9 protein-coding genes are annotated in these 13,308 nt (G+C 71.2%); 4 read left to right on the top strand and 5 right to left on the bottom strand.

Features of this window, described 5'->3' with window-relative positions:
• Positions 1-76: 76 nt before the first annotated feature.
• Positions 77-1,297: a sugar phosphate isomerase/epimerase family protein gene (locus R2E43_RS05525; RefSeq protein WP_136209399.1), complete on the top strand. Its 1,221-nt coding sequence runs from the start codon at positions 77-79 to the stop codon at positions 1,295-1,297.
• 79 nt (positions 1,298-1,376) lie between these two features.
• On the opposite strand, the gene R2E43_RS05520 is transcribed toward R2E43_RS05525, so the two are convergent.
• The 4 genes from R2E43_RS05520 to R2E43_RS05505 form a co-directional block, all read right to left on the bottom strand.
• Positions 1,377-2,756, bottom strand: coding sequence for an OFA family MFS transporter (locus R2E43_RS05520; protein ID WP_016327784.1), 1,380 nt, complete (start codon positions 2,754-2,756; stop codon positions 1,377-1,379).
• 123 nt (positions 2,757-2,879) lie between these two features.
• Positions 2,880-5,024 carry an acetate--CoA ligase family protein gene (locus tag R2E43_RS05515; protein ID WP_193485646.1) on the bottom strand — a complete coding sequence of 715 codons (2,145 nt, stop codon included), beginning with the start codon at positions 5,022-5,024 and terminating at the stop codon, positions 2,880-2,882.
• Positions 5,025-5,028: 4 nt separating this feature from the next.
• A complete protein-coding gene (frc, locus tag R2E43_RS05510; protein ID WP_003972395.1) occupies positions 5,029-6,261 on the bottom strand; it encodes a formyl-CoA transferase in 1,233 nt (410 codons plus the stop codon).
• Between the two features lie 11 nt (positions 6,262-6,272).
• Complete coding sequence (locus tag R2E43_RS05505; RefSeq protein WP_003972394.1) at positions 6,273-7,955, bottom strand: thiamine pyrophosphate-binding protein; 1,683 nt, start codon at positions 7,953-7,955, stop codon at positions 6,273-6,275.
• A gap of 143 nt (positions 7,956-8,098) precedes the next feature.
• Between R2E43_RS05505 and sucC the strand changes: the two genes are divergently transcribed.
• Genes sucC through R2E43_RS05490 form a run of 3 tightly spaced genes read left to right on the top strand, consistent with a single transcriptional unit; the run spans position 8,099 to position 11,750 of the window.
• Positions 8,099-9,250, top strand: a complete 1,152-nt coding sequence (gene sucC, locus R2E43_RS05500) for an ADP-forming succinate--CoA ligase subunit beta (protein ID WP_003972393.1) — start codon at positions 8,099-8,101, stop codon at positions 9,248-9,250.
• A 14-nt stretch (positions 9,251-9,264) separates the two neighbouring features.
• A complete protein-coding gene (gene sucD, locus R2E43_RS05495) occupies positions 9,265-10,191 on the top strand; it encodes a succinate--CoA ligase subunit alpha (protein ID WP_003972392.1) in 927 nt (308 codons plus the stop codon).
• Positions 10,188-11,750 (top strand): aldehyde dehydrogenase family protein, encoded by a 1,563-nt coding sequence (locus tag R2E43_RS05490; protein ID WP_332055965.1) that lies wholly within the window; start codon positions 10,188-10,190, stop codon positions 11,748-11,750. The genes sucD and R2E43_RS05490 overlap by 4 nt, the downstream gene beginning before the upstream one ends.
• A gap of 104 nt (positions 11,751-11,854) precedes the next feature.
• Here R2E43_RS05490 and R2E43_RS05485 read toward each other — a convergent pair whose 3' ends face one another.
• A complete protein-coding gene (locus R2E43_RS05485) occupies positions 11,855-13,186 on the bottom strand; it encodes a DUF2254 domain-containing protein (RefSeq protein ID WP_011031025.1) in 1,332 nt (443 codons plus the stop codon).
• Between the last annotated feature and the right edge of the window lie 122 nt (positions 13,187-13,308).

Genomic DNA, 13,308 nt, shown 5'->3' with positions numbered 1-13,308 from the left:
GAGTGAAACACACGGCACTGACAACGGCCCGCCCGAACCGCATCCGTGCAGGCCACGACCCAGAAGGCAGGCATCCGTGACCCCGTTCACCGACTCCTCCCGCACCGACGCCGGCACCGACCCGTCCGCCGACGGCCCGGGCGAGAGCCTGCGCCGCGCCCTCGGCGTGAACCGGCGCCGCTTCCTCAGCACCTGCACCGCGGTGGCGGCCGGAGCCGTCGCCGCCCCCGTCTTCGGCGCCTCCCCGGCGCTCGCTCACGACCGGGACAGAGACCACGACCACGGCCATGGACACGGCCACGGCCACGGCCACGGGCAGATCCTCGTCCCGGCGGACAAGCGCGGCATCATCCTCTACACCGTCCGCGACGCCACCGCCCGCGACCCCCTCGCCTCCGACCTGCCCTCCGGCTTCCGCGAGGTCTTCAAGCAGCTGTCCCGGCACGGCTACCGCCAGGTGGAGTTCGCCGGATACAACCAGCACGCCAACGCACCGGGCGGCGCCAGCCTGGAGTCCGTCAAGGGCGCCCGGCTGCTGCGCTCCTGGCTCGACGACTACGGGCTGCGCGCCCAGGGCAACCACGGCTTCATCCCGTCCTCCTGGCCGCTGACCCAGGCGGACAAGGACACCTTCAAGAAGCACCTGGAGATCGCCAACATCCTCGGCATGGACCACATGGGCACCGGCGGCGACCCCACCGGCAGCTCCTACCGCGCCGACTGGGACGTGGCCGCCGACAAGTGGAACGCCCTCGGCGCGATCGCCCACCGGGAGGGCATCAAGCTCTACACCCACAACCACGACAGCGCCTACGGTTTCCTGCTCGACGGCGGCCCGCTGGACGACCAGGGCCGGCCGACCCGCAGTTCGGGCATCCGGAAACTGGAGTACTTCCTCAAGGTCACCGACCCGCGGGTGGTCTGGCTGGAGATGGACATCTTCTGGGCGCACGTCGCCCAGTACAAGTTCCACGAGTACACCGCCCACGACGGCTCCACCCGGAAGAACGTCTTCGACCCGGCCGGCCTGGTCGTCCGCAACAACCGGCGCTACCCGCTCTTCCACGCCAAGGACGGCGTGGTCAGCACGACCAACGGCATGGGCTACGACATGGTGCCGTTCGGGACCGGCGTCATCGACTACACGACGTTCTTCTCCCGGGTCGGACAGCGCAACTACCACAACCCGATGATCGAGGACGACAACTCGCCGAGCGCCACCGATCCCTCGCAGTCCCTGCGGGAGGCCAAGATCAGCTACGACAACCTGGCCGCCCTGCGCAAGCGCCGCCACTGACCCGGAGCACGGACCGGGCGGCCCCTCCCGCGTGCTGGGGGAGGGGCCGCCCGGTCCGTGCGAAGAAGCCTTCGTCAGGTCATCCCTCGCCGAGGGGCTGGGGATTCGGAGTGACGCGCTTGCCCTTCGGGCGCCCCGGTGGCCTCAGTGACAGCGCCACGAACCCGGCGAAGATCGAGATACTGCCCGCCAGGCTGAAGGCGCCGTTGTAGCCCCAGACGCCGACGACCACGGAGCCCATGCCCGCACCGAGGCCGGAGACGAGCTTGGAGCTGTAGACCATCCCGTAGTTGGTGGCGTTGTTGTTCTCGCCGAAGTAGTCCGCCGTCAGCGCCGCGAACATCGGGAAGATGGCGCCGCCGCCGAAACCGGAGATGGCGGAGAAGACCAGGAACAGCGGCAGGTTCTTGATCTCGGCCGACCAGATGATGCCGAACTGGGCCAGACCCAGGATCGCGCACACATAGAGCAGGCACTGCTTGCGGCCGTAGAGGTCGGAGAGCCAGCCGATGACCCCGCGCCCGGTGCCGTTGACGATCGCCTTCAGCGACATCGCCGCGGCCACGACCCCGGCCGCGAAGCCCGCCTCCTCGCCGATGTCGACCTGGAAGGCGATGCCGAAGATGTTCACACCGGAGGTGCAGGCGAGACAGAACCACATCAGCGCCACCCGGCCGGTCTTCCAGGCCTCCATCGGGGAGTACTGCTTGACCGCCGGCGGGTTCTTCTCCAGCGAACGCCGGGCCCGCGGGTCGGCCGGCGGGTTCAGCGGGTCGACGGCGGCCGGCCACCAGTTCTTCGGCGGGTCCCGGAAGTAGAAACCGGCGATCGCCACCATCGCCGCGAGGAAGACACCCGCGGAAACCAGCACCCAGCGGAAGTTGGACGTGTCCATGTAGCCGTGGAAGATGAAGACGAACGGCACCGAGCCGTAGGCGAAACCGCCGTTGACGAAGCCGGTCTTCCCGCCCCGGCGCTCCGGGTACCACTTGCCGACCATGTTGACGCAGGTCGCGTACACCATGCCGGCACCCATGCCGCTGAACACGCCGAACCCGATGAAGGCGAGCGAGACGTGCGGCGCGAACGCCAGCGACAGATAGCCCAGCAGCGTGCCGGCCGACCCCAGCATCATCGCCCAGCGCGCCGGCAGCTTGCCGCTCTCGCGCAGCCGCCCCGCCGGGAACGCGACCGCGGCCTGGCAGAACACCCAGGCGGTCATCATCCAGTAGATGCTGCCGCTGGACCAGTGCTGGGCCTCGTGCAGCGTGTCCTCGGCGGACGCGAACGCGTACTCGGCGGAGGAGATGCCCATCATCCCGATCCAGGGCAGGATCACCATCCACTTGCGCTTGCGCCCCATGAGGTCGATGTCGGACTCGCCCACGCGGTAGACGCGCCCGTTCCTGTCGGTCACCTCCCGGTAGGCGGCGACCCGTGTGACATCGGTGGTTGTCATGTCGATTGCACCCCTAGCGTCGAAAGATCTGGCCAGCGCCCCCTGTCCCATGCCTTTCGTGCGCGCGCGGGTCCCCGGGGCCGGCCGACGCGCACCCGTCGGCCGGCCCCTCGCCGTCTCACGTCATGAACCGCCTCCCAACAAGCCCGCGGCCCGCGCCCACCGGTACTTCGCGCCCAGCACCGCCACCGGCTTCTCGGTCGTGTACGGATACGCCACGACGCCGCGCTCGAAGAGGTACTGGCACGCCTCCTCCACCTCCACGTCGCCCGCCAGGGAGGCCACCACGGGCTTCTCGACGCCGCGTTCGCGGAACTCCGCCACCACGCGCGCGGTGAGTTCGGCGAACACCATGGGAGGCGTGACGATGGTGTGCCAGTAGCCGAGGACGAGCGCGTGGATGCGCGGGTCCTCCAGACCGAGCCGGATCGTCGCCTCGTACGTCGACGGCGGCTCGCCCCCGGTGATGTCCACCGGGTTGCCGGCCGCGCCGAACGGCGGGATGAAGGCGCGGAACGCCCTGTCCAGGTCGGGCGGAATCTCCATCAGCGACAGCCCGTTGTCCGTCACCGCGTCGGAGAGCAGCACACCGCTGCCGCCGGCGCCGGTGATGATGACCACGTTGTCGCCCTCGGGGGCGGGCAGCACGGGCAACGCGCGCGCGTACTCCAGCATCTCGTTGAGCCCCGGCGCCCGGATGACGCCGGCCTGCCGCAGGATGTCGTCGTACACGGCGTCGTCCCCGGCCAGTGCCCCGGTGTGCGACCCGGCCGCCTTGGCGCCCGCCGCCGTACGGCCCGCCTTGAGCACCACGACCGGCTTCCTCGGCACGGTCGCCCGCGCGGCCTCGACGAAGGCGCGGCCGTCCTTGAGGTCCTCCAGGTGCATCGCGATGCACTCGGTGTGCGGGTCCTCACCGAACCAGGTCAGCAGGTCGTCCTCGTCCAGGTCCGACTTGTTGCCCAGCCCCACGATCGCCGACACGCCGGTCTTCGTGGTCCGCGCGAAGCCCAGGATGGCCATGCCGATGCCGCCCGACTGCGAGGTCAGCGCGACGCCGCCCTTGACGTCGTACGGCGTGCAGAACGTGGCGCACAGGTCCTGCCAGGTGGAGTAGTAGCCGTAGATGTTCGGGCCGAGCAGCCGGACGCCGTGCCGTTCGGCGACCGCCACGATCTCGTCCTGGAGCGCCTGTTCCCCGGTCTCGGCGAAGCCGGAGGGGATGAGGACGGCATTGGGTATCCGCTTGCGTCCCACCTCCTCCAGGGCCGCCGCCACGAACCGCGCGGGGATCGCGAAGACCGCCACATCCACCTCATCGGGAACGTCGGTGACACTCTTGTACGCCTTGCGGCCCAAGATGTCATCGGCCTTGGGGTTCACCGGGTGGATCTCGCCCGCGAAGCCGCCGTCGACGAGGTTGCGCATCACGGAGTTGCCGATCTTCCCCGGCTCGCCCGACGCGCCGATCACCGCGACCGACGCGGGCTGCATCAGGCGGCGCATCGAGGTGAGGATCTCCTCGCGCGTGTACCGGCGCCGCTCCTTCGGCGTGTCGGTCGCCAGGATCACCCTGATGTCGGCGGCGACCGCGCCCTCGGGCGTGGCGATCACGGGGTTCAGGTCCACCTCGGCGATCTCCGGGAAGTCGGCGACCAGCTCGGACACCCGGCGGATCTGCTCCGCCACCGCCCACCGGTCCACCCCGGCCTGCCCGCGCACCCCGCGCAGCACCTCGGCCGCCCTGATCGAGTCCAGCATGGACAGCGCCTCGTCGGCGTCCACGGGAGCCAGCCGGAAGGTGACGTCCTTCAGCACCTCGACCAGCACCCCGCCGAGTCCGAACGCCACCACCTTGCCGAACGTCGGGTCGGTGACCGCCCCGACGATGACCTCCTGCCCCTGCGGCAGCAGCTCCTGGATCTGGACCCCTTCGATCCGCGCGGAGGCGTCGTACGCGCGGGCGTTGTCGACGATCCGGCAGAACGCCGCCCGCACGTCCGCCGCGCCCTCGACCCCGACGACCACACCGCCGGCATCGGTCTTGTGCAGGATGTCCGGCGAGACGATCTTCATCACCACGGGTCCGCCGAACCGCGCCGCGCACGCCACCGCCTCGTCGACGTCCCGCGCCAGCTCCTCGCCCGGTACGGCGATCCCGTAGGCGTCGGCGAGCACCTTGCCCTCGGGGGCGGTCAGCGCCGTGCGCCCCTCGCCGCGTACGGCGTCCAGGAGCCCGCGCACCCGCGCTAGACGGTCCTCGGCCATCACGTCAGATCACCCCGCTCGACTTGAGCAGCCGCAGTTCCTCGTCGCCGAGGCCCAGCTCACCGACGTAGACCTCCTCGTTGTGCTCGCCCAGCAGCGGCGAACTGGTCACCTCCACCGGAGAGTCCGAGAGCTTGAGCGGGCTGCCCACGGTCACGAACTCGCCGCGCTCGGGATGGGGGACGGTGACGACCATCTCGTTGGCGACCAGGGAGTCGTCCTCGATGATCTCCTTCGTGGACAGGATCGGCCCGCACGGGATGTTGTGGGCGTTCAGCCGCTCCAGCACCTCCCACTTGGGCAGCGTGGACGACCACTCCTCGATCAGCTGGAACATCTTGTTCAGCTTCGGCAGCCGGGCCCGCGGCGTCGCCCACTCGGGGTCCTCGGCCAGCTCGGGCCTGCCGATCAGCTCACTGAGCGGCTGCCAGCCGACCGGCTGGACGATGACGTACACGTAGTCGTTGGGGCCGCCCGGCGCGCACTTGACCGCCCACCCCGGCTGCCCGCCGCCGGAGGCGTTGCCGGACCTGGGAACCTCGTCGCCGAAGTCCTCGTTGGGATATTCGGCGAGTGGACCATGGCTCAGGCGCTGCTGGTCGCGCAGCTTCACCCGGCAGAGGTTGAGCACCGCGTGCTGCATGGCCACGTTCACCCGCTGACCACGTCCGGTGTGCTCCCGCTGGTAGAGGGCGGCGAGGATGCCCGCCACGACGTGGACGCCCGTGCCCGAGTCCCCGATCTGGGCCCCCGTCGCCAGCGGCGGCCCGTCCTCGAAACCGGTGGTGGACATCGATCCGCCCATGGCCTGCGCGACGACCTCGTACGCCTTGAACGCGGTGTACGGGCCCTCGCCGAACCCCTTGATGGAGGCGTAGACGATCCGTGGATTGATCTCCTTGACGCGGTCCCAGGTGAAGCCCATCCGGTCCACCGCGCCCGGTCCGAAGTTCTCGACCATGACGTCCGAGCGCCGGATCAGCTCGGTGAGGATCTCCTTGCCGCGCTCGGACTTGGTGTTGAGGGTGATGCTGCGCTTGTTGCAGTTGAGCATCGTGAAGTAGAGGGAGTCGACGTCCGGCAGATCGCGCAGCTGCCCCCGCGTGATGTCGCCGTGCGGCGCCTCCAGCTTCACGACGTCCGCGCCGAGCCAGGCGAGCAGCTGGGTCGCCGAGGGCCCGGACTGCACATGCGTCATGTCCAGGACGCGGATGCCCTCAAGAGCCTTCGCTGTCATGAGTGTTCACCTCACTTGTACATCGTCTGGTTCATGGTTCCGGGGGCGTACGCGTCCGGGTCCACCCAGACGTTGATCAGGGACGGCTTGCCGGACTCGCGGGCCCGGCGCAGCGCGGGGCCGATGTCGGCGGGGTCGCGGACCTCCTCGCCGTGGCCGCCCAGCATCCGGGCGAACTCGTCGTAGGGCACGTCGCCGAGGGTGTTGCCGACCCGTTCGCGCTCCTTGCCGTACTTGACGGCCTGGCCGTAGCGGATCTGGTTCATCGAGGAGTTGTTGCCGACGATGCCGACGAAGGGGAGGTCGTAGCGGACGAGGGTCTCGAAGTCCCAGCCGGTGAGCGAGAAGGCGCCGTCGCCGAAGAGGGCGACGACCTCCTTGTCGGGCCGCGCCTGCTTGGCGGCCAGCACGAAGGGGACGCCGACGCCGAGCGTGCCCAGCGGTCCCGGGTCCATCCAGTGGCCGGGTGACTTGGGCTGCACGACCTGACCGGAGAAGGTGACGATGTCGCCGCCGTCGCCGATGTAGATCGAGTCCTCGGTGAGGAAGTCGTTGATCTCGCTGACCAGCCGGTACGGGTGGATGGGGGAGGCGTCCGACCTGAGCTGCGGCAGCCGCTTGTCCAGCGCCGTCCGCTCGGCCGCGCGCAGCTCGTCCAGCCACTCCTTGCGCTTCGCCGCGCCCCCGTTGATCCGCCCGGACGCCGCCTCGGTCACCGACTTCAGCACCAGCCCCGCGTCGCCGACGATGCCGAGGTCGATGTCGCGGTTCTTGCCGACGGTGCGGTAGTCGAGGTCGATCTGCACGACGGTCGCGTCCGGGGAGAGCCGCTTGCCGTAGCCCATCCGGAAGTCGAAGGGCGTGCCCACGATGACGATCACGTCGGCGTTGGAGAAGGCGTAGCGCCGGGAGAGCTGGAAGTGGTGCGGGTCGCCCGGCGGCAGGGTGCCGCGTCCGGCGCCGTTCATGTACGCCGGGACGTTCAGTGTGCGGACCAGCTCGACGGCGGCCTCGGTGGCGCGCGTCGTCCACACCTGGCTGCCGAGCAGGACGGCCGGCTTCTCGGCGTGCACCAGCAGGTCGGCGAGCCTCTCGACCGCCTCCGGGTCGCCGGCCGACCTGGTGGAGGCGCGGTAGCCCCCGGCCCGCGGCACCCGCGCCTTCTCCGCCGGCACCTTGGCGTCCAGCACGTCGCGCGGGATCTCCAGGAAGGACGGACCCGGCGCGCCGTGGTAGCACTCGCGGAACGCCATCGACACCATGTCGGCGGCGCGCGCGGTGTCCGGCACGGTCGCCGCGAACTTGGTGATCGGCGTCATCATGTCGACGTGCGGCAGGTCCTGGAGTGAGCCCATCTTGTGCTGGGTGTGGGCACCCTGACCGCCGATCAGCAGCATGGGTGACTCGGCGCGGAAGGCGTTGGCGACCCCGGTGACGGCGTCGGTGGTGCCCGGCCCGGCGGTGACCACCGCGCAGCCGGGCTTGCCGGTGATGCGGGCGTACCCGTCGGCGGCGTGCGCGGCGACCTGCTCGTGGCGTACGTCGACGACCTCGATGCCCTCGTCGACGCAGCCGTCGTAGATGTCGATGATGTGGCCGCCGCACAGCGTGTAGATGCGGTCGACCCCTTCTGCCTTGAGTGCCTTGGCAACGAGGTGGCCGCCGGAGATGACGTCCTGGGTGTCGTCGGGCATGGCGAAGTCCTGTCCCTTCACGAGGGGTTGGGGCGCTCTCGCGGTACATTGCATACAGTCGACGAATACTGTATGAAGCTTGTTATCCCGCATCCGGTGGGTGGTGTCCAGGGGGCGTGCGGCACTTTCAGTCAGGAGCCGAGATGGACCTGTACGAACACCAGGCAAGGGAACTCTTCAAGGAACACGGGATCGTGGTCCCGAGGGCCGAGGTCACCGACTCGCCCGAACGGGCCCGGGAGGTCGCCCGCGCACTCGGCGGACGCGCCGTCGTCAAGGCGCAGGTGAAGACCGGCGGGCGCGGCAAGGCGGGCGGAGTGCGGCTCGCCGCCGACCCGGCCGAGGCCGAGGAGGCGGCGCGGCGCATCCTCGGCATGGACATCAGGGGACACACGGTCGGCACCGTCATGCTGGCCGAACCCTGCGACATAGAGCGGGAGTTCTACGTCTCCTACGTCCTCGACCGGGCGTCCGGCGGCTTCCTCGCCATCGCCTCCGCGGAGGGCGGCACGGAGATCGAGGAGGTCGCCGCCCGGCGGCCCGAGGCGGTGGCGCGCATCCCCGTCGACCCCGCCACGGGCGTGCACACGGCCACCGCGGTACGCATCGCCGACGCCGCCGGCCTGCCCCCGCAGACCGTCGACACGCTGGTGCGGCTGTGGAAGGTACTGGTCCGCGAGGACGCCCTCCTGGTCGAGGTCAACCCGTTGGTCAGGACGGCCGAGGGCCGGATCGTGGCCCTCGACGGCAAGGTCACCCTCGACGACAACGCCCGCTTCCGGCAGTCCCGTTGGGGCGAGACGAGGCAGGAGGACGCCGACTCCCTGGAGGCGCGGGCCGGCGCCAAGGGCCTCAACTACGTCAAGCTGGACGGCGAGGTCGGCGTCATCGGCAACGGCGCCGGGCTGGTCATGTCGACACTCGACGTGGTCGCCGGCTGCGGTGCCCGCCCCGCCAACTTCCTCGACATCGGCGGGGGCGCCTCCGCCCGGGTCATGGCCGACGGACTGTCCGTCGTGCTCTCCGACCCCGACGTGAGGTCCGTCCTCGTCAACGTCTTCGGCGGCATCACCGCCTGCGACGCGGTCGCCGACGGCATCGTCCGCGCCCTGGACGAGGTCCGGCTCACCAAACCGCTCGTCGTACGCCTCGACGGGAACAACGCCGCGCGGGGCCGGGCCCTGCTCGACGCCCGCGCGCACCCCCTGGTCGAACAGGCCACCACCATGGACGGCGCCGCCCGCCGTGCCGCCCGGCTCGCCACCGCGGCGTCCACCGCCGGACAGGCCGGATAAGGAGACAGGACGACATGGCGATCTACCTCACCAAGGAGAGCAAGGTCCTCGTCCAGGGCATGACCGGTGCCGAGGGCATGAAGCACACCCGCCGCATGCTGGCCGCGGGCACCGACGTCGTCGGCGGCGTCAACCCGCGCAAGGCGGGCCGCACCGTGGACTTCGACAACCGCACCGTCCCGGTCTTCGGATCGGTCCGCGAGGGCATCGAACGCACGGGCGCCGACGTCACGGTCGTCTTCGTGCCACCGGCCTTCGCCGAGGCCGCGGTCGTCGAGGCCGCCGACGCCGGGATCGGCCTCGCGGTCGTCATCACCGAGGGCATCCCGGTCCACGACTCCGTCGCCCTCACCGCCCACGCAAGGGCCAAGGGCACCCGTGTCATCGGCCCCAACTGCCCCGGCCTGATCACCCCCGGCCAGTCCAACGCGGGCATCATCCCGCCCGACATCACCAAGCCCGGCCGCATCGGCCTGGTCTCCAAGTCGGGCACGCTCACCTACCAACTCATGTACGAACTGCGCGACATCGGCTTCTCCACCTGCGTCGGCATCGGCGGCGACCCGGTCGTCGGCACCAGCCACATCGACTGCCTCGCCGCCTTCGAGGACGATCCCGACACCGAGCTGATCGTCCTCATCGGCGAGATCGGCGGCGACGCGGAGGAACGCGCGGCGGCTCACATCCGCGCGCACGTCACCAAGCCGGTCGTCGCCTACATCGCCGGCTTCACCGCGCCCGAGGGCCGGACGATGGGCCACGCCGGTGCCATCGTCTCCGGCTCCTCGGGCACGGCGCGGGCGAAGAAGGAGGCGCTGGAGTCGGTCGGCGTACGGGTCGGGAGCACACCGACCGAGACGGCACGGCACGTACTCGAGGCACTCGACGCGCCCGCAGGTGCCGCACCGGACGGCGCGGCCCGCGACGGAGCCCGCGCATGACGGCGGCCGGAGCCCCGGACACCGGGCCCCTCACCCTGAAGTCCGGCACCTCCTGGACCGACGCCTGGCACCGCTGCCGCACCGTCGCCCCCGAGGCGTTCCGCGACGATCGCGTCCTCAACCTCTGGGACGCCGGCTGGCGGACGGACGGCCGGGTCCTGCCGGCAGCCAGCCCGGTCGACGGCACCCCGATCGCCGGCCCGCCCCGGATCGACGCCGAGACGGCCCACCGCGCCGTACGCGCCTCGCTCGACCAGCACCGGGCCTGGCGCCACGTCCCCCTGCCCGAGCGCCGCGCCCGCGTCGCGGCCACCCTCGACGCCCTCGCCCAGCACCGCGAACTGCTCGCGATGCTGCTGGTCTGGGAGATCGGCAAGCCCTGGCGGTCGGCGCGGGCCGACGTCGACCGGGCCGTCGACGGCGTGCGCTGGTACCTCGACGGCATCGAGGACATGCTCGACGGGCGCGCTCCGCTGGACGGCCCGGTGTCCAACATCGCCAGCTGGAACTACCCGATGAGCGTCCTCGTCCACGCCCTGCTGGTCCAGGCACTGGCGGGCAACGCGGTCATCGCCAAGACCCCGACCGACGGCGGAGTCGCCTGCCTGACACTGGCCTGCGCACTCGCCGCCCGCGATGGACTTCCCGTCACCCTCCTCAGCGGCAGCGGCCGGGAGCTGTCCCAGGCGCTGGTCCGGGCGCCCGAGATCGGCTGCGTCTCCTTCGTCGGCGGCCGGGACACGGGCGCGGACGTCGCCACCGCCCTCGCCGACCTCGGCAAGCGGCACATCCTCGAACAGGAAGGACTCAACACCTGGGGCATCTGGAACTTCACGGACTGGGACGCGCTCACCCGGACCGTCCCCAAGCTCTTCGACTACGCCAAGCAACGCTGCACCGCCTACCCGCGCTTCGTCGTCCAGCGGCAGCGGTTCGACGCCTTCCTCGCGGCCTACCTCCCGGCCGTCCGCACACTGCGCGTCGGCCACCCGCTCGCCGTGGCCGCACCGGACGACCCGTACCCGGCGCTCGACTTCGGCCCGGTGATCAACGCGGCGAAGGCCAAGGAGCTGCACGACCAGGTCGCCGAGGCCGTCGACCGGGGCGCCGTCCCGCTGCACCGCGGCAGTGCGGCCGATGCCCGCTTCCTGCCCGGCCAGGACACCTCGGCCTACGTCCAGCCGGTCACCCTGCTCAACCCGCCCCGCTCCTCACCCCTGCACCACGCGGAACCCTTCGGCCCGGTCGACACCATCGTCCTGGTCGACACCGAGGCCGAGCTGCTCGCCGCGATGAACGCCTCCAACGGCGCTCTGGTGGCCACGCTCTCCACGGACGACCCGGCGACGTACGACAGGCTGGCGCCGCAGATCCGCGCGTTCAAGGTCGGCCACGGGGTACCGCGCTCCCGCGGGGACCGCGACGAGCTGTTCGGCGGACACGGGGCGTCCTGGCACGGCGCCTTCGTGGGCGGTGAGCTGCTGGTGCGCGCCGTGACCCGCGGACCGGCGGGGGAGCGGCTGCCGGGGAACTTCCCGGACCACCACCTCATGCCGTAAGGGGTGTCGGCCTCACGCGGTAAGGGGTGTCGGTCTCATGTCGTCAGGGGTGTCGGTCTCACGCCGCGTCAGGGGTGCCGGCGGTCTCCGCCGGGCGCCCCGGGTCAGCCGATGCCCTGGCGGTCCGGCCGCAGGGCGAAGACCCGCTCCGCCGCGGTCGGCGCGGTCCGCTCGACGGCCTGCCGCAGCAGCTCGCGGTGACGCAGCAGCGGTGCGCGCCGCTCCGGCGGCACGAGCAGCAGCAGGTCGTCGAGACCGGCCATCAGGCGCCGGGTGACCTGCGGCGAACCGGTGGCGCAGGCGCGGACCTCGGCGAACCCGAGGTCCACCAGCTCCGCCCAGCCGGGTACGGGCTGCACCAGCCGGAGCGCGCCGCGGCGGTCCCGGTGCACAGCGGCGTCCAGCGGCCGCCGGGACAGCGTGGCCAGGATCTGCACGACCCGGTCCAGCGCCTGCACGGCGGTCGTCGGATCGTTGACCGCGGGCGACAGGGCACGCAGCCCGATGTCGGACAGCTGGCGCAGCCCGAACGCCAGGTCCTGGTGGAAGGTGCGCTCGACCCCGACGGAGAGGGCGTAGCGCAGCGCCCGGCGCGGCGGGGCCGCCCCGCCGTGCACCGCCAGGACCGGTGTGCCCGGCACCAGGAAGTCGCCGATCCGCGGGACCAGCCGCAGCACCACCCCGTGTCCCCGGGCCACCCGCACCAGCCGGGCGATGTGCACGTCGCGCAGTACGCCGCCCTGCCCGTCGTGGGCGATCCACGCCGTCACGGGCCCGAGCCCGGGCGCCTCGCCGCCGTGCGCCGGCACCGGCATCAGCGCCGCCACCCGGAAGGACTCGGCGGCGATGCGGGCGATCACATGGCTGACCCGCATCAGGCGCAGGGTGGCGTTCACGTACATCACGAAGAGCAGCAGGCTCAACGCGACCATGACCAGGGTGAGCACCGACTGCACCAGCGGGACGGACGTGGCGGCGCGCGGGTCGGGATTGCTGTCGTAGCTGGTCAGCACCAGCAGCGTCAGGACGAAGGTGGCGAGGAAGACGGCGAAGGTCGCCTTGGTGATCCGGCTGCGGACGAAGAGCCGCACCACCCGCGGGGTGAACTGCCCGCTCGCCATCTGCACCGCGACCAGGGAGATGCTGAACACCACACCGATGAAGGTCATCATCGCCGAGCCGACCGCCGAGACCACCGTCTTCGCGTCGTCCGCGAAACGCAGCAGCTCGGCGAGCGTGTCGTAGTCGCCGTCGTCCTGGAGCGAACGGACGAGGGCCGCGTCGAGCTCCTGAGCCACCAGCCAGACCACGAGGACACCCGCCATCGCCGCGGTGGGCGCGAACCAGAACGTGTCCCGCAGATGCTCCCGGAGCGGCGACAACACCCGCGGCCGACGACGCGGGAGCGGGCCCTGCGTAACCATCCAGTCACTCATGGTGCGACCCTAGGCGCAGCGGAGCCGCCGGTCCCGGACCGCCGCTCAGAGGAAGCGCGGGGGAAGGAAACGCAGGTGAAAGGCACCGCGAAAGCTTGGTATGGTTGTCCATGTCGCCGCGG

Origin of the sequence: Streptomyces violaceoruber (assembly GCF_033406955.1) — a bacterium.
In the GTDB taxonomy this organism is placed as follows: Bacteria; Actinomycetota; Actinomycetes; order Streptomycetales; family Streptomycetaceae; genus Streptomyces; species Streptomyces violaceoruber.
Note: the sequence above shows the minus strand (reverse complement) of the source record. Positions and strands in the feature narration are given on the sequence as shown.

Bases quoted from the DNA above. Each gene is read 5' to 3' on its own strand.
- R2E43_RS05520 (WP_016327784.1), bottom strand. From the start codon at position 2,756: ATGACAACCACCGATGTCACACGGGTCGCCGCCTACCGGGAGGTGACC.
- R2E43_RS05515 (WP_193485646.1), bottom strand. From the start codon at position 5,024: ATGGCCGAGGACCGTCTAGCGCGGGTGCGCGGGCTCCTGGACGCCGTA.
- frc (WP_003972395.1), bottom strand. From the start codon at position 6,261: ATGACAGCGAAGGCTCTTGAGGGCATCCGCGTCCTGGACATGACGCAT.
- R2E43_RS05505 (WP_003972394.1), bottom strand. From the start codon at position 7,955: ATGCCCGACGACACCCAGGACGTCATCTCCGGCGGCCACCTCGTTGCC.
- sucC (WP_003972393.1), top strand. From the start codon at position 8,099: ATGGACCTGTACGAACACCAGGCAAGGGAACTCTTCAAGGAACACGGG.
- sucD (WP_003972392.1), top strand. From the start codon at position 9,265: ATGGCGATCTACCTCACCAAGGAGAGCAAGGTCCTCGTCCAGGGCATG.
- R2E43_RS05490 (WP_332055965.1), top strand. From the start codon at position 10,188: ATGACGGCGGCCGGAGCCCCGGACACCGGGCCCCTCACCCTGAAGTCC.
- R2E43_RS05485 (WP_011031025.1), bottom strand. From the start codon at position 13,186: ATGAGTGACTGGATGGTTACGCAGGGCCCGCTCCCGCGTCGTCGGCCG.